The 18,625-nt window shown below is 48.9% G+C and carries 23 protein-coding genes; 10 read left to right on the top strand and 13 right to left on the bottom strand.

Features of this window, described 5'->3' with window-relative positions; translation table 11 throughout:
• Positions 1–32: 32 nt before the first annotated feature.
• The 6 genes from ACFQ1C_RS01975 to zapE all read right to left on the bottom strand — a co-directional run bounded on the left by ACFQ1C_RS01975 (position 33) and on the right by zapE (position 5,121).
• Positions 33–764, bottom strand: a complete 732-nt coding sequence (locus ACFQ1C_RS01975) for a cytochrome c1 (RefSeq protein WP_379556857.1) — start codon at positions 762–764, stop codon at positions 33–35.
• Positions 761–1,978 (bottom strand): cytochrome b, encoded by a 1,218-nt coding sequence (locus ACFQ1C_RS01970; protein WP_379556856.1) that lies wholly within the window; start codon positions 1,976–1,978, stop codon positions 761–763. The genes ACFQ1C_RS01975 and ACFQ1C_RS01970 overlap by 4 nt, the downstream gene beginning before the upstream one ends.
• 2 nt (positions 1,979–1,980) lie before the next feature.
• Positions 1,981–2,571, bottom strand: coding sequence for a ubiquinol-cytochrome c reductase iron-sulfur subunit (gene petA, locus ACFQ1C_RS01965; protein WP_379556855.1), 591 nt, complete (start codon positions 2,569–2,571; stop codon positions 1,981–1,983).
• A gap of 282 nt (positions 2,572–2,853) precedes the next feature.
• Positions 2,854–3,246, bottom strand: coding sequence for a 30S ribosomal protein S9 (gene rpsI, locus ACFQ1C_RS01960; protein ID WP_379556854.1), 393 nt, complete (start codon positions 3,244–3,246; stop codon positions 2,854–2,856).
• A gap of 15 nt (positions 3,247–3,261) precedes the next feature.
• Positions 3,262–3,690 (bottom strand): 50S ribosomal protein L13, encoded by a 429-nt coding sequence (gene rplM / locus ACFQ1C_RS01955; RefSeq protein WP_379556853.1) that lies wholly within the window; start codon positions 3,688–3,690, stop codon positions 3,262–3,264.
• Between the two features lie 330 nt (positions 3,691–4,020).
• Positions 4,021–5,121, bottom strand: coding sequence for a cell division protein ZapE (zapE, locus tag ACFQ1C_RS01950; RefSeq protein WP_379556852.1), 1,101 nt, complete (start codon positions 5,119–5,121; stop codon positions 4,021–4,023).
• 297 nt (positions 5,122–5,418) lie between these two features.
• Between zapE and ACFQ1C_RS01945 the strand changes: the two genes are divergently transcribed.
• Both ACFQ1C_RS01945 and degS read left to right on the top strand, forming a co-directional pair.
• Positions 5,419–6,777, top strand: coding sequence for a Do family serine endopeptidase (locus tag ACFQ1C_RS01945; RefSeq protein ID WP_379556851.1), 1,359 nt, complete (start codon positions 5,419–5,421; stop codon positions 6,775–6,777).
• A gap of 171 nt (positions 6,778–6,948) precedes the next feature.
• Positions 6,949–8,046: an outer membrane-stress sensor serine endopeptidase DegS gene (gene degS / locus ACFQ1C_RS01940; RefSeq protein ID WP_379556850.1), complete on the top strand. Its 1,098-nt coding sequence runs from the start codon at positions 6,949–6,951 to the stop codon at positions 8,044–8,046.
• 167 nt (positions 8,047–8,213) lie between these two features.
• Here the strand turns inward: degS and murA are convergent, their stop codons facing one another.
• Genes murA through ACFQ1C_RS01905 form a run of 7 tightly spaced genes read right to left on the bottom strand, consistent with a single transcriptional unit; the run spans position 8,214 to position 12,724 of the window.
• Entirely contained in the window at positions 8,214–9,470 is a 1,257-nt protein-coding gene (gene murA / locus ACFQ1C_RS01935) for a UDP-N-acetylglucosamine 1-carboxyvinyltransferase (RefSeq protein WP_379556849.1), read from the bottom strand.
• 13 nt (positions 9,471–9,483) lie between these two features.
• A complete protein-coding gene (locus ACFQ1C_RS01930; protein ID WP_379556848.1) occupies positions 9,484–9,744 on the bottom strand; it encodes a BolA family protein in 261 nt (86 codons plus the stop codon).
• Positions 9,731–10,015, bottom strand: a complete 285-nt coding sequence (locus ACFQ1C_RS01925) for an STAS domain-containing protein (RefSeq protein ID WP_379556847.1) — start codon at positions 10,013–10,015, stop codon at positions 9,731–9,733. Before ACFQ1C_RS01925 ends, ACFQ1C_RS01930 begins: the two co-directional genes overlap by 14 nt.
• Positions 10,012–10,650 carry a phospholipid-binding protein MlaC gene (gene mlaC / locus ACFQ1C_RS01920; RefSeq protein WP_379556846.1) on the bottom strand — a complete coding sequence of 213 codons (639 nt, stop codon included), beginning with the start codon at positions 10,648–10,650 and terminating at the stop codon, positions 10,012–10,014. Before mlaC ends, ACFQ1C_RS01925 begins: the two co-directional genes overlap by 4 nt.
• Before the next feature lie 27 nt (positions 10,651–10,677).
• Entirely contained in the window at positions 10,678–11,148 is a 471-nt protein-coding gene (gene mlaD / locus ACFQ1C_RS01915) for an outer membrane lipid asymmetry maintenance protein MlaD (RefSeq protein WP_379556845.1), read from the bottom strand.
• Between the two features lie 6 nt (positions 11,149–11,154).
• Positions 11,155–11,934, bottom strand: coding sequence for a lipid asymmetry maintenance ABC transporter permease subunit MlaE (mlaE, locus tag ACFQ1C_RS01910; RefSeq protein ID WP_379556844.1), 780 nt, complete (start codon positions 11,932–11,934; stop codon positions 11,155–11,157).
• Entirely contained in the window at positions 11,924–12,724 is an 801-nt protein-coding gene (locus tag ACFQ1C_RS01905; protein ID WP_379556843.1) for an ATP-binding cassette domain-containing protein, read from the bottom strand. Before ACFQ1C_RS01905 ends, mlaE begins: the two co-directional genes overlap by 11 nt.
• A gap of 335 nt (positions 12,725–13,059) precedes the next feature.
• Between ACFQ1C_RS01905 and ACFQ1C_RS01900 the strand changes: the two genes are divergently transcribed.
• From ACFQ1C_RS01900 to ptsN, 8 genes are read left to right on the top strand one after another with little or no spacing between them, the layout of a single operon-like run.
• Entirely contained in the window at positions 13,060–14,034 is a 975-nt protein-coding gene (locus ACFQ1C_RS01900; RefSeq protein WP_379556842.1) for a KpsF/GutQ family sugar-phosphate isomerase, read from the top strand.
• Positions 14,034–14,585 (top strand): 3-deoxy-manno-octulosonate-8-phosphatase KdsC, encoded by a 552-nt coding sequence (gene kdsC, locus ACFQ1C_RS01895; RefSeq protein WP_379556841.1) that lies wholly within the window; start codon positions 14,034–14,036, stop codon positions 14,583–14,585. Before ACFQ1C_RS01900 ends, kdsC begins: the two co-directional genes overlap by 1 nt.
• Positions 14,582–15,130 carry an LPS export ABC transporter periplasmic protein LptC gene (lptC, locus tag ACFQ1C_RS01890; protein ID WP_379556840.1) on the top strand — a complete coding sequence of 183 codons (549 nt, stop codon included), beginning with the start codon at positions 14,582–14,584 and terminating at the stop codon, positions 15,128–15,130. The genes kdsC and lptC overlap by 4 nt, the downstream gene beginning before the upstream one ends.
• Positions 15,099–15,626 carry a lipopolysaccharide transport periplasmic protein LptA gene (gene lptA / locus ACFQ1C_RS01885; RefSeq protein ID WP_379556839.1) on the top strand — a complete coding sequence of 176 codons (528 nt, stop codon included), beginning with the start codon at positions 15,099–15,101 and terminating at the stop codon, positions 15,624–15,626. The genes lptC and lptA overlap by 32 nt, the downstream gene beginning before the upstream one ends.
• Before the next feature lie 5 nt (positions 15,627–15,631).
• Positions 15,632–16,357, top strand: coding sequence for an LPS export ABC transporter ATP-binding protein (lptB, locus tag ACFQ1C_RS01880; RefSeq protein WP_379556838.1), 726 nt, complete (start codon positions 15,632–15,634; stop codon positions 16,355–16,357).
• 49 nt (positions 16,358–16,406) lie between these two features.
• Positions 16,407–17,861 (top strand): RNA polymerase factor sigma-54, encoded by a 1,455-nt coding sequence (locus tag ACFQ1C_RS01875; protein WP_379556837.1) that lies wholly within the window; start codon positions 16,407–16,409, stop codon positions 17,859–17,861.
• A 22-nt stretch (positions 17,862–17,883) separates the two neighbouring features.
• Positions 17,884–18,171 carry a ribosome hibernation promoting factor gene (gene hpf / locus ACFQ1C_RS01870; RefSeq protein WP_379556836.1) on the top strand — a complete coding sequence of 96 codons (288 nt, stop codon included), beginning with the start codon at positions 17,884–17,886 and terminating at the stop codon, positions 18,169–18,171.
• A 2-nt stretch (positions 18,172–18,173) separates the two neighbouring features.
• Positions 18,174–18,620 carry a PTS IIA-like nitrogen regulatory protein PtsN gene (ptsN, locus tag ACFQ1C_RS01865; protein ID WP_379556835.1) on the top strand — a complete coding sequence of 149 codons (447 nt, stop codon included), beginning with the start codon at positions 18,174–18,176 and terminating at the stop codon, positions 18,618–18,620.
• Positions 18,621–18,625 lie beyond the last annotated feature (5 nt).

The following is an 18,625-nucleotide window of genomic DNA, read 5'->3' as shown; positions in this document are numbered from 1 at the left end:
CCGTCCCAAAACTTAGCTTAGACGATGTCTAATCAGTGTACGTCACGCCAGTATTCTTTCTTCAGCATATAAGCAAAAATGAAGAAGATAGCTAGAAAGCCCAGCACCCAGTAACCAATACGGTGACGTTCTAGCTTAATCGGATCAGCCGAGTATGCTAAGAAGTTAACAAGATCTAACACAGCCTCATCGAACTCTTCTGTAGTTAGCTCGCCGTTACCATCCACTTCGATGCCAACGGGCGTCGTTACTTCTTCACCATCTACCGTATGAACGACTGTCTTTAATGTAGCGCTACCTTGTAGTGGTTCCAACACATGGGGCATGCCCACAGATGGAAACACTAAGTTATTCACGCCAAACGGACGGCTGTCATCCTTATAGAAAGAGCGTAGATAGGTATATAACCAATCTGTGCCTCTCACTCGCGCCACCAGCGTTAAATCGGGTGGTGGAGCGCCAAACCAATTGGCTGCATCTTTCTCAGGAATCGAGTTTTTCATCAACTCACCAATAGGTACACCGGTGAAATTGAGGTTAGCTTGCATCACGTCTTCTGGAATACCTAAGTCTGCAGCCACGCGGTTATAACGCTGATACTGAGTACTATGGCAACCAGCGCAATAGTTCATGAACAATTTAGCGCCACTTTGCAATGAGGCTTTATCACTCAAGTCATAATCCGCCTTATCTAGCTTGACCGAACCTGAGGCAAAGGCCAAAGCTGGCAAAAAGGCGAGTACAGCAATGATTAACTTCTTCATTTGAATGTAACCCTCTCTGGCAGCGGCTGAGTCTTTTCATTTTTACTGTAGAAGAACAACAGTACAAAGAAAGCAAAGTAGCCAAATGAACATATCTGTGCCAACAACGTCAGAACCGGAGTGGAAGGCAAAGTACCCAATACACCCAAGATAATGAAACAAATCACAAACTGAGTAATGTTCAACAAGTGCAGCTTACTGCGATAGCGGAATGAACGCACATTGCAGCGATCCAGCCAAGGCAGTACAAATAATACCGCAATAGATAGACCCATTAACACTACACCCGTTAACTTATCGGGTACCGCGCGCAAAATGGCGTAGAACGGCGTGAAATACCAAACAGGCGCAATATGCTCTGGGGTCTTCAGGCTGTTAGCCGCTTCAAAGTTAGGCGCTTCCAGAAAGTAACCGCCACCCTCGGGCATAAAGAAGATAAAGAAAGCAAAAATAAACAAGAAGCCTGCCACGCCCACAACGTCTTTTACAGAGTAGTAAGGGTGGAACGGAATAGCGTCTTTCGGCCAGCCGTTTTCATCTTTTACTTTCTTAATATCAATGCCGTCTGGGTTGTTAGAGCCCACTTCGTGCAATGCCACTATGTGTAAGAACACCAAGATCACTAATACCAATGGCAGCGCAATCACGTGCAAGGCAAAGAAGCGAGTCAAGGTCACGCCTGAGATGACGTAGTCACCGCGGATCCACAAGGTCAAGTCATCGCCTATTACTGGTATAGCACCAAACAGCGAGATAATTACCTGAGCGCCCCAATAAGACATCTGACCCCAAGGCAGCAGATACCCCATAAAGGCTTCGGCCATTAGCACCAAGAAAATCAGCATACCAAACAGCCACAATAGCTCACGTGGCTTTTGATAAGAGCCATAAATTAGGCCACGGAACATATGCAGATACACAACTACGAAAAACGCAGAAGCACCGGTACTGTGCATATAGCGCAGCAACCAGCCGTAATCCACATCACGCATGATGTATTCGACTGAGGCAAACGCACCCTCACCCGACGGGTTGTAGTTCATGGTTAGCCAGACACCCGTAAGGAGCTGGTTAACTAGCACTAACATGGCCAGTGAGCCAAAAAAGTACCAGAAGTTAAAGTTTTTTGGCGCCGGATATTGGCCTACATGCTTGTTGTAGGTCGCCGTCATTGGGATCCGTTCGTCAATCCAAGATACGAGTTTACCCAGCATGCTTAGGCTCCTTCCTTGTCTTCGCCAACTAAAATGGTAGCGTCATTGACATAGTAATGAGGGGGGATCACCAGGTTCAGTGGAGCAGGTACGCCTTGGAAAACGCGACCGGCCATGTCGAACTTGGAACCGTGACAAGGGCAGAAGAAACCAGAGGTCACTCCTTTAACCTGCTCACCAAACGAGTCTGGTAAATAGGTCGGTGAGCACCCAAGGTGGGTACAAATTCCTACCGTCACCAGTAAATCGGGTTTGATCGAACGATATTCGTTTTGTGCATAATCCGGCTGTTGCTGTTCTGCAGAATCGGGATCCCGTAACTGATCATTCAGCTTAGACAGTGAATCAAGCGTAGCTTGGTTACGACGGACCACCCAAACAGGCTTACCTCGCCACTCTACGCGGATTAACTGGCCCGGTTCTACTTTGCTGACATCCACTTCTACTGGAGCCCCGGCAGCCTTTGCTTTGGCGCTTGGGTTCCACGAAGAAATAAACGGTACAGCGACAAATGCAGCTCCGACCCCACCCACTGCTGTGGTTGACCAGGTCAGAAATCTGCGGCGACCGGTATCAACTGGCGCATTGCTCATCCAAAAACTCTCCCATTTGGTCTCCGCGCGTTTATTGTTCGTTCCATGCTTCGAGACGGCTTGTGACAATTGCGGCGGATATTATAGTTTCAACTGTCACTAAACCCTGAAATTCTAAAGAAAATCGAGGCATTTTACAAGTTCGGGGAACGTATCAATTAATGGCTTCTTTAATAGCATGGTGTGTTTTAAAATTTTGTTTTAAAACGCATCATAATTTTTTCTGCACATATAAAAAAAGCCCGGGTAAACCCGGGCTTTTGTTGTAAACCGTCTTCCCAATTAACGCTTGGAGAACTGAGGACGCTTACGTGCTTTATGCAGACCAACTTTCTTACGCTCAACTTTACGAGCGTCACGAGTAACGAAGCCTGCTTTACGCAGAGCACCGCGTAGGGTCTCGTCGAATTGCATCAGGGCACGAGTAATGCCGTGACGAATAGCGCCTGCTTGACCTGAAATACCACCACCAGCAACGGTGATGTACAGGTCAAATTTGTCGGTCATTTCAACCAGTTCTAAAGGCTGACGAACCACCATGCGGGCGGTTTCGCGGCCAAAATACTGATCCAAAGAACGCTTGTTAATTACGATATTGCCGCTACCCGGCTTCACGAATACTCGTGCAGTTGAGCTTTTACGACGACCAGTACCGTAGTATTGAGTTTCTGCCATTTGCCTAATCCCGCCTTAGATGTCCAGTACTTGTGGTTGTTGCGCCGCATGGTTGTGCTGAGCGCCCGCGAAGACTTTCATCTTACGGAACATAGCACGACCTAGAGGGCCACGAGGCAGCATGCCGCGAACGGCAGACTCAATAACCATCTCTGGCTTACGTACAATCAGCTTTTCGAAAGTGATTGATTTCAAGCCACCCGGAAAACCGGAGTGAGAATAGTAAATTTTGCCTTCGGCTTTATTACCGGTTACCTGAATTTTCTCAGCATTTACTACAACGATGTAATCGCCACAGTCAACATGCGGAGTGAATTCCGGCTTATGCTTACCACGCAGACGAAGCGCAATCTCAGAGGCCAAACGACCCAGAGTTTTGCCTTCTGCATCAACAACATACCAGTCACGCTTTACAGTTTCTGGCTTAGCAACAAAAGTTTTCATGGATGAACCCAAATTACTTAAAATGAATATACACTTGCGCAATCGCGCAAAACACGAGCAAACATGTACCCCTTCGAGTACCAGTCTGTTTACAGTGATGCCGTCCGTTAGACAGCAGTGTAACGTGGGCAAGGCGATTATAGGTAAAGCTGCCGTAAAAATCACCTACTATTTTAATGCCCATTAAAATAGTAGGTTCGCCTGCCCCTTCCCAGCATCATGCCCTGATACTGGGGGCGCATATTTTGACATTCTACCCCAGCTAAAGAAAGGCCTTTCTCTAACAAAGCATCGAGCGCCAGATTCCAGGCTTAAAGAAAAAACTAAACCCTAAGGTAGATGCTCGCGGGCTAGGTATTCGTGTGATTGCATTTCAATCAGTCGCGATAAGCAGCGCTTAAACTCGAAGTTAAGTCGTCCCTGAATGTATAGCTGTGCCATGGGTACTTCGGCCGAAATAATTAATTTAACGTGTCGCTCATAAAATTCATCCACCATAGCAATAAAGCGGCGAGCAGCATCATCAGCGTCCGCTCCCATCACCACCACATTGGCCAACAGTACAGTATGAAAGCGTTGAGCCAATTCAATGTAGTCGTTTTGTGAACGTGGCGTACAACATAATTGCTGAAAATCAATATAGAGCACCCCAACACCTTCCGCCAAGGTGATCAGCTGTCGGTGATTCACTTCAATTTCTTGCTCCCAGCGGCTCTCGCCTTGGCAAAGGCGGGTAAAATAACCCTCTAAGTTAAGTCGCGCTTGGGCATCCAGTGGTGAGTGATAAATTTCTGCTTGAGTTAAGGTGCGCAGCCGGTGATCGATGCCCGAGTCTACATTGACTATCTCGCAACGCTGTTTAATCAATTCAATCGCAGGTAAAAAACGCGCCCGCTGCAAGCCATTACGATATAACTCATCCGGTGGGATGTTCGAGGTAGCGACTAAAATGACACCATGCTCGAACAGATATTCAAATAGAGTGCCCAAAATCATGGCATCGGTAATGTCTGAAACAAAAAACTCATCAAAGCAGATAATTTGTGTTTGCTCAGCCAACCGCTCGGCGACTAATTTTAGTGGGTCGGCCTGCCCTTTCAAGCTTTGCAGCTCTTGATGCACCCGCAGCATAAAGTGATGAAAATGAATTCTCAGCTTATTATCAAAGGGCAGGCACCGATAAAATGTATCCATCAAATAGGTTTTGCCGCGCCCTACTCCACCCCAAAAATACAGACCCTGTATCGGTTGTTTGGGCTGATGAGTATCGCCAGTGAGCTTTTGCCATAAACTGCGCTTGGGGGGCGCTGGTGGCTGAGTCTGCAGCTCATCGAATAGCCGCTGCAGATGAGCGACCGCATTGGCCTGAGCACTATCGGCTACAAAATCGTCTCGACTCAAATCGGCCTGATACTGTTTACTGGGGGTCATGTTCGAAATCATAAGCGTTAAGCTGTCGCATCATCGGCAAGAAACAGGCTTACCAGTGTACTGGCTAGCAGGAGGCAGGAGCAAGCCCTCCGGAGCGCTATACGCCGCGGACAACATGACCACTAAATACCAAACCTAAAGCCATCTTGGCCCTTTACTCCTAACCCTTAACGTACACTTTACTCTTCACCCTCACAAAGTAATAAAAAATACAGGCCCTATCGGAACTCTTATTAACTAACATAGGTCTGAATACACACTTTTCTTAAAGCATTTTTCGACTTAGGAGCTATCACTATGAAATCTCGACTCCCTGTGGTGTCTGCGCTGGCATTAAGCCTAAGCATGGCGTTAATACCCCAAGTGCAGGCCGCTATGCCTGTGGGTTCGGGCAGCGAAATTCGCAGCTTGGCTCCGGTGTTAGAAAAAGTAACGCCCGCCGTGGTGAACATTTCTGTCTCTGGCAATAAAGTTAGCCGCCAGGCGCTACCTGAGGCATTTCAATTTTTCTTTGGCCCTAATATGCCTAATGAACAACTGCAAGAAAGGCCATTTCAGGCGCTGGGATCCGGCGTGATTATTGACGCCAAACAAGGCTATGTGATCACCAATAATCACGTCATTTCCGATGCAGACAAAATTCTTATCACCCTCATCGATGGCCAAGAATACGAAGCCGAGCTGATTGGCAGCGATAAACAAAGTGACATAGCGCTGCTAAAAGTAGATGCCAAAGACTTAGTAGAAATAAAATACGCAGACTCAGACCAACTGCGCGTTGGTGACTTTGCTATTGCCATCGGCAACCCCTTTGGTTTAGGGCAAACGGTCACCTCTGGCATTATCAGTGCCTTGGGCCGCTCAGGCCTTAATGTAGGAAACCTGGAGAACTTTATTCAAACCGATGCCGCCATTAACTCCGGTAACTCCGGCGGTGCCCTGCTCGACTTAGAAGGCAATCTAGTGGGCATTAATACCGCCATTCTTGGTCCCGGTGGCGGTAATATTGGCATCGGCTTTGCCATTCCTGCCAATATGGTAAAAAACCTAACCGAGCAAATTTTGGAATTTGGTGAAGTACGCCGCGGCGTACTGGGTGTAATGGGCGGAGAGTTAACCTCTGAGTTAGCTCGCACCTTTGGTTATCGTAGCCAGCACGGCGCTTTTGTTAGCCAAGTAGTAGAGAATTCTTCTGCCGATAAGGCGGGTCTAAAAGCCGGTGATATTATTATCAGCCTTAACGATAAGCCGGTGCGCTCTTTTGGAGAGTTACGCGCCAAAGTCGCGACCATGGGGGCGGATAAAACGGTGGCATTAGGCCTGTTCCGTGATGGTAAAGAGCAGCAGGTTGAGGTAACTCTGGCGCATGCAGATAATGAAAGCGTCGCAGCCGACACCTTAAATGAATCACTAAAAGGCGCTACGTTATCCAAAGTGGATAGCAAAGATGATGTTAAAGGCGTCAAAATAACCGAAGTAACCCCACGCTCGCCAGCCGCCAGATCAGGCTTAGAAGAAGGCGATATCATTATTGGCGTTAACCGTAAACGAGTAAAAAACCTCAACGACTTGCGCAAGATAATTCAGGGCAAACCAGACGTGATTGCACTGAATATTCAGCGCGGTAATTCGGCGCTATATTTAGTTTTAAGATAAATTAATGCCATGAGGGGGGAGGTGAAAAGAGTAAGGCGTTCAACATCGTCCACTCGGCACTATATGAAGCCTCACCTCCTCACATATCCCCCTCCCCGCCCTTCACTCGGAACGGTTTGCTTTATGTTATGCTGTGGTTCTGTTGCCATCAGCCTACTCTAATTACTCTCTATGCGCCTATCTTCACCGCTCAAACTTATTCTTCAGGCCGCCACCTTCGGTATTTTGATGGCGCTATTGCTGTTATTGCTGTTTCCCCAGCTTAAAACGCAGCCTTTTGAGCATTGGTGGCGTAATCAGCAGGTAGGAATATCCAGCTTTTCCTATGCCGCTAATAGAGCCGGCCCAGCCGTGGTTAATATTTATACCCGTAGCTTTCAACATGGCGAGTCTACTCCTCAGCTAAGTGCCACCAGTCTCGGCTCTGGGGTAATTATGTCGGATCAGGGATATGTACTGACCAACTATCATGTGATTGCCGATGCCGATCAGGTAATCGTCGCCCTGCAAGATGGCCGTATTCTAAATGGTGAAGTGACCGGTTTCGATGTGCCCACCGATTTAGCTGTATTAAAAATTAATGCCGCACAGCTGCCAGTGATCCCACAAGATGGTGAGTTAGCCCCGCAGGTGGGCGATATCGTGCTTGCCATCGGCAACCCCTATAACGTGGGGCAAACGATTACCCAAGGTATAATTAGTGCCACTGGACGCTCTGGTTTATCCAGCATGGGGCCAGACAGCAACGGCCGCCAAGACTTACTGCAAACCGATGCCGCCATTAATGCCGGCAACTCCGGTGGCGCCCTGATCAACGTCTACGGTGAAATTGTGGGCATTAATACCGCTTCTTTTCAAAGTTTGGCGCATCAAGAAAGCTACGGCATCAACTTTGCTATTCCCTATGCGCTAGCGCATCGCATCATGCAGGAGCTAATTAGCCACGGTCGCGTGATCCGCGGCTACTTAGGTGTGAGTGGCGCCGATATTCCGCCCATGATGGCGCAGCTGCTTAACATGGGAGAGCGTACTGGGTTATTTGTTGAAGGGCTTAACGAGCAAGGACCCGCGGCTAAAGCCGGTATTTTAGTCGAAGATGTACTGCTCAAGCTCGGCGATGACCCCATTCGCAATACTCGCCATGCGATGGATAAAGTCGCCGAAGCGCGCCCAGGTGAGACCATTAAGGTCACACTACTACGCGATGGCAAGTTATTAACCCTACCGATAAAAATAGAAGAAGACCGACGCTTCCAGCGCTTACGCTAGCCCCAGCCCTACGGGCAGCTGTAAGCTGTAAGCCGTAAGCTGTCTGTCAGAACAAAACACCAAACACAAAAAGGGCCCAGATGTATTACACCTGGGCCCTTTTTAGTTCTTAAGCTGTAAGTTCTATATCAGCTGATAGCTTACGGCTGACCGCTTAAAGCTTTCTTTTAACCTTTAATGCGTTCTATCTTGCCACCTAGGGCGGAGAGCTTGTCTTCGATAAACTCATAGCCGCGATCGATGTGATAAATTCGATCTACCGTGGTCGTACCTTCGGCCACAAAGCCGGCCAACACTAGACTGGCTGATGCACGTAGATCGGTCGCCATCACAGTGGCGCCGGTCAACTGCTCGGTGTCATCACAAATGGCCATGTTACCGTTTAGTTCGATGCGCGCGCCCATGCGGTTAAGCTCTGGCACATGCATAAAGCGGTTTTCAAAAATGGTTTCCGTCACCCGTCCTACACCTTTAGCGACCGCATTTAACACCGTAAACTGTGCCTGCATATCAGTCGGAAAAGCAGGATAAGGGGCGGTCTTAATATCCACGGGTTTAAGCACTCGATCGGTCATGTTAAGACGGATCCAGTCTGCACCGGTTTCAATTTCAGCACCCGCTTCTTTAAGCTTAACCAGCACAGCTTCTAACAGGTGAGGCGCGGTATTGCGACAAGTAACATCGCCACCAGTTACCGCTGCACCCACTAAGAAGGTACCGGTTTCAATGCGATCCGGCTGCACGCTATATTCGCCACCATGTAAGGCTTCTACACCATCGATGATCAACGTGTCTTGGCCAATTCCCTGTATTTTGGCACCCAGAGTATTCAGAAAGTGCGCTAAATCGACCACTTCTGGCTCACGCGCAGCGTTTTCAATAATAGTGCGCCCTTCGGCTAATACGGCGGCCATCATCAGGTTTTCGGTGCCGGTCACGCTCACCATATCCATTAGAATGTGCGCGCCTTTTAGTCGGCCATCCACTCGCGCTTTAATGTAGCCATCTTCAACGCGAATTTCGGCGCCCATTTGTTCTAGACCATGAATATGCAGGTTAACTGGACGCGCACCAATGGCACAGCCACCAGGCAAGGATACATCGGCCTTACCAAAGCGCGCCACCAACGGGCCCAACGCCAGAATAGATGCACGCATGGTGCGCACTAATTCATAGGGGGCGATATGACTATTAACCGCGCCAGAAATGACAATTACGCCATCGCTTTCAACGACTGTCAGTCCCATCGAAGCTAACAGCTGCAGTGTGGTATCCACATCTTTTAGCTTGGGTACATTAGATAAATGCACCGCTTCATCGCATAAAAGGGTGCCAAATAGAATCGGCAATGCCGCGTTCTTGGCGCCAGAAATAGTCACCTCACCGGCAAGCCGGCAAGGTCCTTGTATTATAAATTTGTCCATTTCAGTTCCCGCTTTAGGAAGGCATAATAAATTTTCGTTCCCGAGCCCATTGCTCGGGAGTAAAGGTCTTCACGGTCAGGGCATGAATGGTATTTTCTGCAATCAATTCCCGTAGTGGGCCATTAATTGACTGTTGACGCTTTAAGCGACTCATATCCACAAACTCAGCGGATACTGCAATCACTTCACAATGGCTGCCTTCGCTTTTGACATACAGTTCATCCAAAGGCAGCGCTTGGCGCAATAGTTGTTCGACTTGATTATTCAGTTCCATTATGGCTCCCGGCAAAAGTGTCAGTTAACTCAAAAAAGGAGCTAACACCGTATAAATCGGCAAGAGGATAGAAGCTGGCCGGCGGAGCAAGCAAGCCCAACGGCCGCTGTTCTACGGCCAGCGCCTGACTCCATTGCACTAAGAATGCTAAGCCAATGGAGTCTATCTCACTCAGCTCACTCAAGTCGGCCTGCCGATTGGTAAACAGTAACTGGCGTTCAGACCAGTACGCCGGTAGGTGCGTTCTTGTCAGCTCGCGAGTCAATTTCATTCTTTTCGTTCCAGTGGGGTCACTGGCTTTTGAGTGTGCGCATGCAAATCTTTAGTCACCTGATCGATGCCTTTTTGGCGGATCAAGCCACTAAGTTCGCCCTGTTTAGCCGACAGTAGGCTAATGCCTTCCGCTATCATGTCGAATACTTTCCATTCACCGGTGCGATTATTTTTACGTAGTTTGAATTCCAGCTTGATGGTTGGCTTGTTCGGCTCCAATACTGCCACAGGAATCGACACCAGCTTATCTTCAGCGCCAACTTTACCGCTACCAATATCTAATTTCTGGTCGTCATAGGCGGCTAATGCATCCGCATAAGTCACTACCAAGTAATCACTAAACGCATCAACAAACCTCTCTCTTTGTTCGGGCGTAGTGTTATTAAGTTGCTTACCAATCACACGATAAGCAGAAAAACGCACATCCACTGCTGGCAGCATTTCTTCGCGTACGATAGAGCGCAAATACCGTGGATCGGCCTTAATTTTGTTCTGCTCGCTATGCAGTCGGTCGAAGGTATTTTGCGCCACTTCATTCATTAACTGATACGGTTCATTCAGGGTCAATGCGCTGGCAAGTGGTGCCCACGTACCGACCAGTAATAACAGTCCTGACATTAATAATTTATTCATTATTCGCTCCTAGGAATGTGCGACGGCTTAATCACCGATAGAGTAAATGAACTTACCGATCAACTCTTCTAATACCAGCGCTGATTGGGTGTCGGTAATGCTATCACCGTCTTTAAGCATGCTAATGCCCATTTCTTCGTCGGCAAAACCGGGGCTGAGTCCCAGATATTGCTCACCAAGTAAGCCTGAGGTTTGAATGGCCGCCGTGCTACTTTCAGAAAATTCACCGGCGCTGCGATTCACGGTTAACGTGACTCTGGGCACCTGATCTTTTGGATCCAGTTGTATGGCACTCACTCGGCCTACAACTACCCCCCCAACTTTAATGGGGGAGCGTACTTTTAGCCCGCCAATATTATCGAACTTGGCATAAAGGGTATAGCTTTCACCCTGCCCCGCAACGCTCACCCCTGCCACTTTAAATGCCAGCAGCAGTAAAGCCCCAATTCCGGCTAACATAAAGCAGCCAACGCTAAATTCTAGTTTGCTGTATTTCATCAAATTTTATCCAAACATGACGACGGTGAGCACAAAATCAAGCCCCAATACCGCCAAAGAAGAATGAACCACTGTACGCGTCGTGGCTTGACTGATCCCGGCTGCGGTCGGCTTGGCATCAATGCCATTAAACAACGCTATCCAGGTCACAACGAAGGCAAATACCAAACTCTTGATAAAGCCCTGTATAATATCTTGTTTAAAATCGACGGCCGCTTGCATTGCCGACCAAAAACCACCTGCATCAACGCCTAACCAGTCTACGCCCACCAGCTTGGCGCCCCAAATACCGATCAAGCTAAACATCAGCGCCAGCAAGGGCATACTGATTAACCCGGCCCAAAAGCGCGGTGCGACCACTCGACGCATGGGGTCGACACCCATCATTTCTAGACTAGATAACTGTTCTGTGGTTTTCATCAACCCCAGTTCAGCGGTTAAAGCAGAGCCAGCACGCCCAGCAAATAATAATCCGGTGACCACGGGACCTAACTCACGCAACAACGACAGCGACACCAGTGGGCCCAACATGCCCTCGGCACCAAAGTCCACCAACACGTTGTAACCTTGCAATGCCAGCACCATACCAATAAAGAGGCCCGATACCAGAATAATGGCGACCGACTGCACTCCTACCACCCGCAATTGCTCTATCAGCAATGGAAAGTGCTTTTTAGGCTGCGGCCGACCGAGCAGCGCATGCATCAACATAATACCGGATCGCCCACCGGCGGTTAACCCGTCGATACCGCGCCGCCCCAAACGCCCTATTATATCAATCAACATGCGTTAACGACTCCCTAAATGACGGCGCTGGATAATGAAAGGCCACAGGCCCGTCGGCCTCGCCTTGCAGAAACTGCACCAGTTGCGGATCTGTTTGGCTTCGTAATTCTGCTGGAGTGCCTGCTGCTATCACTTTTTTATTGGCAATAATGTAGGCGTAATCGGCAATACTCATCACTTCGTCTACATCGTGCGTCACCACAATAGACGTTAGCCCTTGGGCTTTATTCAGCTCGGCAATCAGCTTCACCAACACCGCCATACTAATGGGATCTTGGCCCGCAAATGGCTCGTCGTACATAATAAGTTCAGGGTCTTGTACTATGGCTCGCGCCAATGCTGCACGCCGCGCCATGCCACCCGACAACTCTGAGGGCATAAGCTGAGCTGCGCCGCGCAACCCCACCGCCTCCAGCTTCATAAGTACTAGTGTTTCAATCATGGCCTCGGGCAGGCCGCTGTGCTCACGCAGCGCAAAGGCTACGTTGTCGAACACCGACATGCCGGTAAATAAAGCACCACTTTGAAACAGCATACCCATGCGCTGACGTTCCTGGTACAGCCTTTTGCGGCCCATCTTAGGAATGGATTGACCATCAAATAAAATCTCACCACTGTGTGGCTTAATTTGACCACCAATCAGACGCAGCATGGTGGTTTTACCAATGCCGCTGGGGCCCATAATCGCGGTAATTTTACCTTTAGGGATCTGCAGGTTAATCCGGTCATACAAAGTCCGATCACCGTGGCCAAAGCAAAGATCCCTTATTTCAACAAGGTTCTGGCTCAAACTGATTCCCCAATGAAAAAAAGGAATTGTATGAGTTCCCCGATAGATGGGCAACCAAGAGACGACGTTTAGGCCCTCTCATGCGCCATTAAATGTCCCAAGATGCTAATAAAGCCACTTTTTGTGATGAACCTCGCTAATCATATCGAACGTACAATACAGCCAAGCGAAGTTTTCTTGGTGTAACAAGTCGTGAAATTTAGATGAGTCGTAAGCTCAAACTTGAGGGGTTGGTGTTTTACTCTTTGATCTTTACCCTTCACGCCTAACGGTATTTAGTCGCTTATCGGCACAAGCTTTTCTATAATGGCGGCGCCTAAGGTGTGGAGAAATATATGACCGTAGAATTTGACTACCAAAAAACCGCTCAGCGAGTACTGGATATTGAAAAGGCCGCCATTGATGGTCTTTATCAATATCTGGACCAAACCTTTAATCATGCCTGCAGGCTCATGCTGCATTGCACGGGTAAAATCATCGTCACCGGCATGGGAAAATCGGGGCATATCGCCCACAAAATTGCCGCGACATTAGCCAGTACCGGTACTCCCGCCTTTTTTATGCATCCGGGCGAAGCTAGCCATGGCGACTTGGGGATGATCGGCAAAAACGACGTGGTGCTGGCCCTATCTAACTCTGGTGAAAGCAGCGAAATTATTTCATTATTACCGGTGCTTAAACGTCGCGCCATTCCCTTAGTATGCCTAACGGGCAACCCCGCATCCACCATGGCCCGCGAAGCCAACGTGCATCTGTGCACTCGCGTTGAGCAAGAAGCTTGCCCATTAGGTTTGGCCCCCACCGCCAGCACCACGGCAGCCCTAGTAATGGGCGATGCACTCGCGGTTTCTTTGCTAGAGGCTCGCGGCTTTACTGCCGATGATTTTGCGCTGAGTCACCCCGGTGGCGCCTTAGGCAAGCGGCTGTTGTTACGTGTCGCAGATATCATGCATCAAGGTGACAAGGTTCCTACCGTTGCACTTAATACCTTAATTATTGATGCTCTAATGGAAATTGGACGCACCGGTCTGGGCTTTACCGCCGTGGTAGATGGCCAACAACGCTTAGTGGGCGTGTACACTGATGGTGACTTACGCCGCACCCTAGATCAAAAAATAGATGTACACCTCACGGCGATTGAACAGGTAATGACCCGGCGCTGCACCACGGTGCACGCATCCATGCTGGCTGCAGAAGCCGTGCAGTTAATGGAAGAGAAAAAAATCAGCGGCCTGCTGGTGCTAGACGAAGAACGCCGCCCAATAGGCGCCTTTAATGTGCACGACTTGTTATTGGCAGGAGTTATCTAATGGAAGAACCCAGCTTATATGGCCCTATAGCCACCACTGTATGGCGTAATTTGGCTAAAATTCAGTTACTGATTTGTGATGTGGATGGCGTACTGTCCGACGGTGCCATTTACCTAGGCAACCAGGGTGAAGAGTATAAAAGCTTTAACACCAAAGACGGCTTTGGCATTAAGGCGTTACTTAATGCTGGTATAGAAGTTGCCATTATTACTGGCCGTGACTCTCGCATCGTCGCCGAGCGCATGAAATCACTTGGCGTGCAGCGTGTTTATCAAGGCCAGAGTGATAAAATGATCGGTTACCAAGCCTTGTTAGCTGATTTAGACCTAACACCTGAGCAAGTGGCTTATATTGGCGACGACGTGGTGGATTTACCCGTGATGCTACACTGCGGCCTTGGCGTGGCAGTGGCCGATGCGCACCCGCTAGTTCGCAAGCAGGCCAACTATGTTACTCGCCTAAAGGGCGGGCGAGGTGCAGTACGTGAGTTATGTGACCTAGTGCTAGACGCTCGTGGCATGTTGTTACAAGCCAAAGGCATGAGTCTGTGAGCCGCCAAACATGGTGGTTTGGTGGCCTATTTGTGCTCGCGCTAGCCTGTTGGCAATGGTTTAAATCTGCCGATGAAATCCCCGTCACCCAGCAAAATTATCCCCCAGATTTTATTGCAAAAAATTTGGTCAGCATACAATACAATAAATTGGGTCTGCCCTATCGTGGGTTAGAGGCTGAGTATGCTGAGCACTACCAGCCGCTGGCCATGACCATAATGGAAAAACCTGTTATCTTGCTTTACTCGCCCGATGGCCAACCTCAGTGGCGACTTAGCAGCGACGATGGCATTTTAAATACCAATGATAATGCGGTGCTAAACGGTTCTGTCGAGGGTGAAGGGCTACAGCCGGATGCCGTGGTGCACACTCTAACAACCGAGTACCTAGAGCTGGACTTTATTAATAATCAATTGCGCTCTAACCAAGCGGTGCAGCTGACCAGCCCAACCTACCAAGCCAAAGGCGTGGGGTTACTTGGCAAAATCGATCAACAAACGGTGGAATTACTGAATGATACTCGGGCAACGTACGTTACTCCTTAGCATTAGCGGTTTGCTGGCATTAAGCCTAAACCTTGCTCACGCTAAAGAGTCTGATTATAGCCAACCGGTGACCATAGATGCCGGGCGTCAGCTAGTCGAGCTGACGGATAATAAAGTGACCTTTACCGATAACGTGGTGGTTAAGCAAGGCACCATGGATGTGCGAGCTAATAAGTTAGTGGTGATCCGCAATGAAAAAGGTCTGCAGTCCATGACCGCTTATGGTTCACCGGCCACTTATTATCAAATCCTAGACAGCGGTCAGCCTATAAAGGCCGAGGCAAAACAGATTCATTACGATATGAAAGCGCGTACCATGACGCTATTGAAAGATGCACAAATAAAGCAAAACGACAATATAGTGACAGGATATCGTATCCGCTATTACATCGACCGTGAGCAAATGGAAGCGGAAAGCCAAGGCGGTAAAGACCGCGTTACTACTATTTTTTTGCCAGAGCAGCTGCAGAACATGAACAACAAAGAGGCTCAATAGACACCATGGCTACCCTAAAAGCCCGTAATCTACAAAAAAGTTACAAAGGACGCCAAGTGGTGGCCGACGTTAGCCTAACCGTTAATACCGGCCAAATTGTCGGCCTGCTTGGGCCTAATGGCGCGGGTAAAACCACGTCTTTTTACATGATAGTGGGCTTAGTACAGCGTGATGCAGGCAGCATCACCATCGATGATCAAGACATTAGTCATCAGCCCATGCATGTGCGTGCCCAAGCGGGCATTGGTTACTTGCCACAAGAAGCCTCTATTTTTCGACGTCTGAGCGTGGCTGACAACTTAATGTCGGTGCTAGAAACGCGCAAAAATTTAACCGCCAGCGAACGCACAGAAAAAATGGAGCAACTGCTCGAAGAATTTAATATTACGCATATTCGCGACAACACCGGCATGAGCCTATCGGGCGGCGAGCGGCGACGGGTTGAAATTGCCCGCGCATTAGCGGCCGACCCGCGCTTTATTTTGCTCGATGAGCCGTTTGCGGGTGTTGACCCTATCTCGGTGCTCGACATTAAAAAAATCATACTGCACTTGAGAGACAGAGGCTTAGGCGTATTGATCACCGACCATAACGTGCGTGAAACGCTCGATGTATGCGAACGGGCCTATATCGTTAGCCATGGCCACCGCATTGCCGCTGGTACACCTGCAGAGATACTCAACAACGAGCAGGTCAAGAAAGTCTATCTTGGTGAGCAATTCAGCCTTTAGCTGTGCCGCCGGTGCTCCCAGCGGTTGACATGGAAGGACTTTTTCAACGATGAAGCCAACTCTTCAATTACGCATGGGTCAGCAACTGACCATGACTCCCCAGCTGCAACAAGCTATTCGATTGTTGCAGCTGTCTAGCTTAGAGCTACAGCAAGAAATTCAGCTCGCCTTGGATAATAACCCTTTGCTCGAACAAGAAGAGCCAGAGGAAGAAGGAAGCCAAGACTTATTAGAAGTAGCCCCCCAGCAAAATGAGCAACTAGCCACTGATAAAGCCATGGAGCAGCATCAGCTGTCTGATGAGCTGCCCATGGATACCCAATGGGATGATATTTATACCGCATCCGCGGGTGGTAGCGGCAGTGCCGGACTTCCCGAGGGCATAGAAGAAACCGTCTACCAAGGGGAAACCACCGAAACCCTGCAGGACTATCTGTTATGGCAAATGCAGCTCACCCCCTTTAGTGATATCGACCAAGCCATTGCCTTAGCCATCATTGATGCGATTGATGAAGCAGGCTACCTTAGCCTCGGCATAGACGACCTGCTGGCCAGTGTGACGGGCGGAGAGCAACATATTGAGGCGGACGAGGTAGAAGCGGTTTTAAAACGCATTCAACACTTTGACCCATTAGGCGTGGCCGCACGTAGCGTACAAGAGTGCTTGCGCATTCAACTGGAGTCTTTACCCGTTGAAACCCCTTGGCTACGCGAAGCCTTGTTGGTGATTGAGCACCACATGGACTTACTTGGCAACCGGGACTACCGCTCTCTGCAGCGTAAGACTAAGCTTAAAGAAGACGAACTCAGAGATGTGCTTGCGGTGATTCAGCAGCTTGAACCAAGACCTGGCAACCGCATACTGCAGTCCAGCTCTGAGTATGTGATCCCCGATGTGGTGGTGAGTAAACGCAAAGGGGTTTGGGTTGCTGAACTCAATATCGACGCCATGCCTAAAGTGCGACTCAATCAAACATATGCCGCCATGGCCACCGGAGCTAAAAGTAGAGAAGACGGCCAATTTATTCGCAATCACCTACAAGATGCGAAATGGTTTATCAAAAGTTTAGAGAGCCGAAATGAGACCTTGCTCAAGGTTGCTAATTGTATTGTTGACCAACAACAGGCATTCTTCGAGTATGGGGCAGAGGCGATGAAGCCCATGGTGCTTAACCAGGTGGCAGAAGTGGTAGAAATGCACGAATCCACTATCTCGCGGGTAACCACCCAGAAATTTTTGCACACGCCTCGAGGTGTGTTTGAGTTAAAATATTTTTTCTCCAGCCATGTAGGCACAGATACTGGCGGAGAGTGCTCTTCTACTGCGATTCGCGCTTTAATCAGGAAGCTAGTAGGAGCAGAAAATCCAGTTAAGCCATTAAGTGACAGTAAAATCGCGCAATTATTGGCTGAACAGGGGATACAGGTGGCTAGGCGGACCATTGCCAAGTATCGAGAGTCGCTAGCCATCCCCCCTTCCAATCAGCGTAAACGCCTAATGTAGGCAGACCTAGAAGGAAGACGTTATGCAAATAAATTTGACTGGACACCATGTAGAAATTACCGACTCGCTGCGTGATTACGTCAACAGCAAGTTCTCTAGATTGGAGCGCCATTTCGATCATATGACCAACGCACACGTCGTTCTTACTCTAGAAAAGCTACACAAAGTGGCTGAAGCTAAAATTCACCTCAGCGGTGGAGAAGTTTTCGCCAACGCCGAGCATGAAGATATGTACGCGGCCATTGACAGTTTGTTTGACAAACTCGATCGCCAAGTCATTAAACACAAAGAGAAGCTCAAGCAAAAATAATCATGGAAGTCGCCGACATACTGAGCAGGGACTGCACTCGCAGTGTCGTCCCCTGCACGAGCAAAAAACGCGCTCTGGAAATCATCAGCGAGCTGGCAGCCCAGCACCTTAACGTTAACAGCCAACAGTTGTTTGACTGCTTGTTAGCACGGGAAAAAATGGGCACCACGGGCATAGGTAATGGCATTGCCATTCCTCATGGCCGTATTAGCGATGAAAACCGGGCAACCGCGGTGTTACTTACCTTTGCCGAGCCGGTGGAGTTCGATGCCATCGACAATCAACCCGTCGGTTTGGTATTTGCACTGTTCGTTCCTGAACAGGAGTGTAAGCAGCACCTTAAAACCCTATCATTGATTGCTGAAAAACTCAGCGACAAACAAATTTGTAAACAGTTACGTCAAGCCAGCACTGATGACGAACTCTATCAAATCATGATTTCTTCCTGAGGAGG

The sequence above is a fragment of the Oceanisphaera ostreae genome, assembly GCF_042676125.1.
Taxonomy (GTDB): domain Bacteria; phylum Pseudomonadota; class Gammaproteobacteria; order Enterobacterales; family Aeromonadaceae; genus Oceanimonas; species Oceanimonas ostreae.
This window is presented reverse-complemented; position numbering and strand designations above follow the sequence as displayed.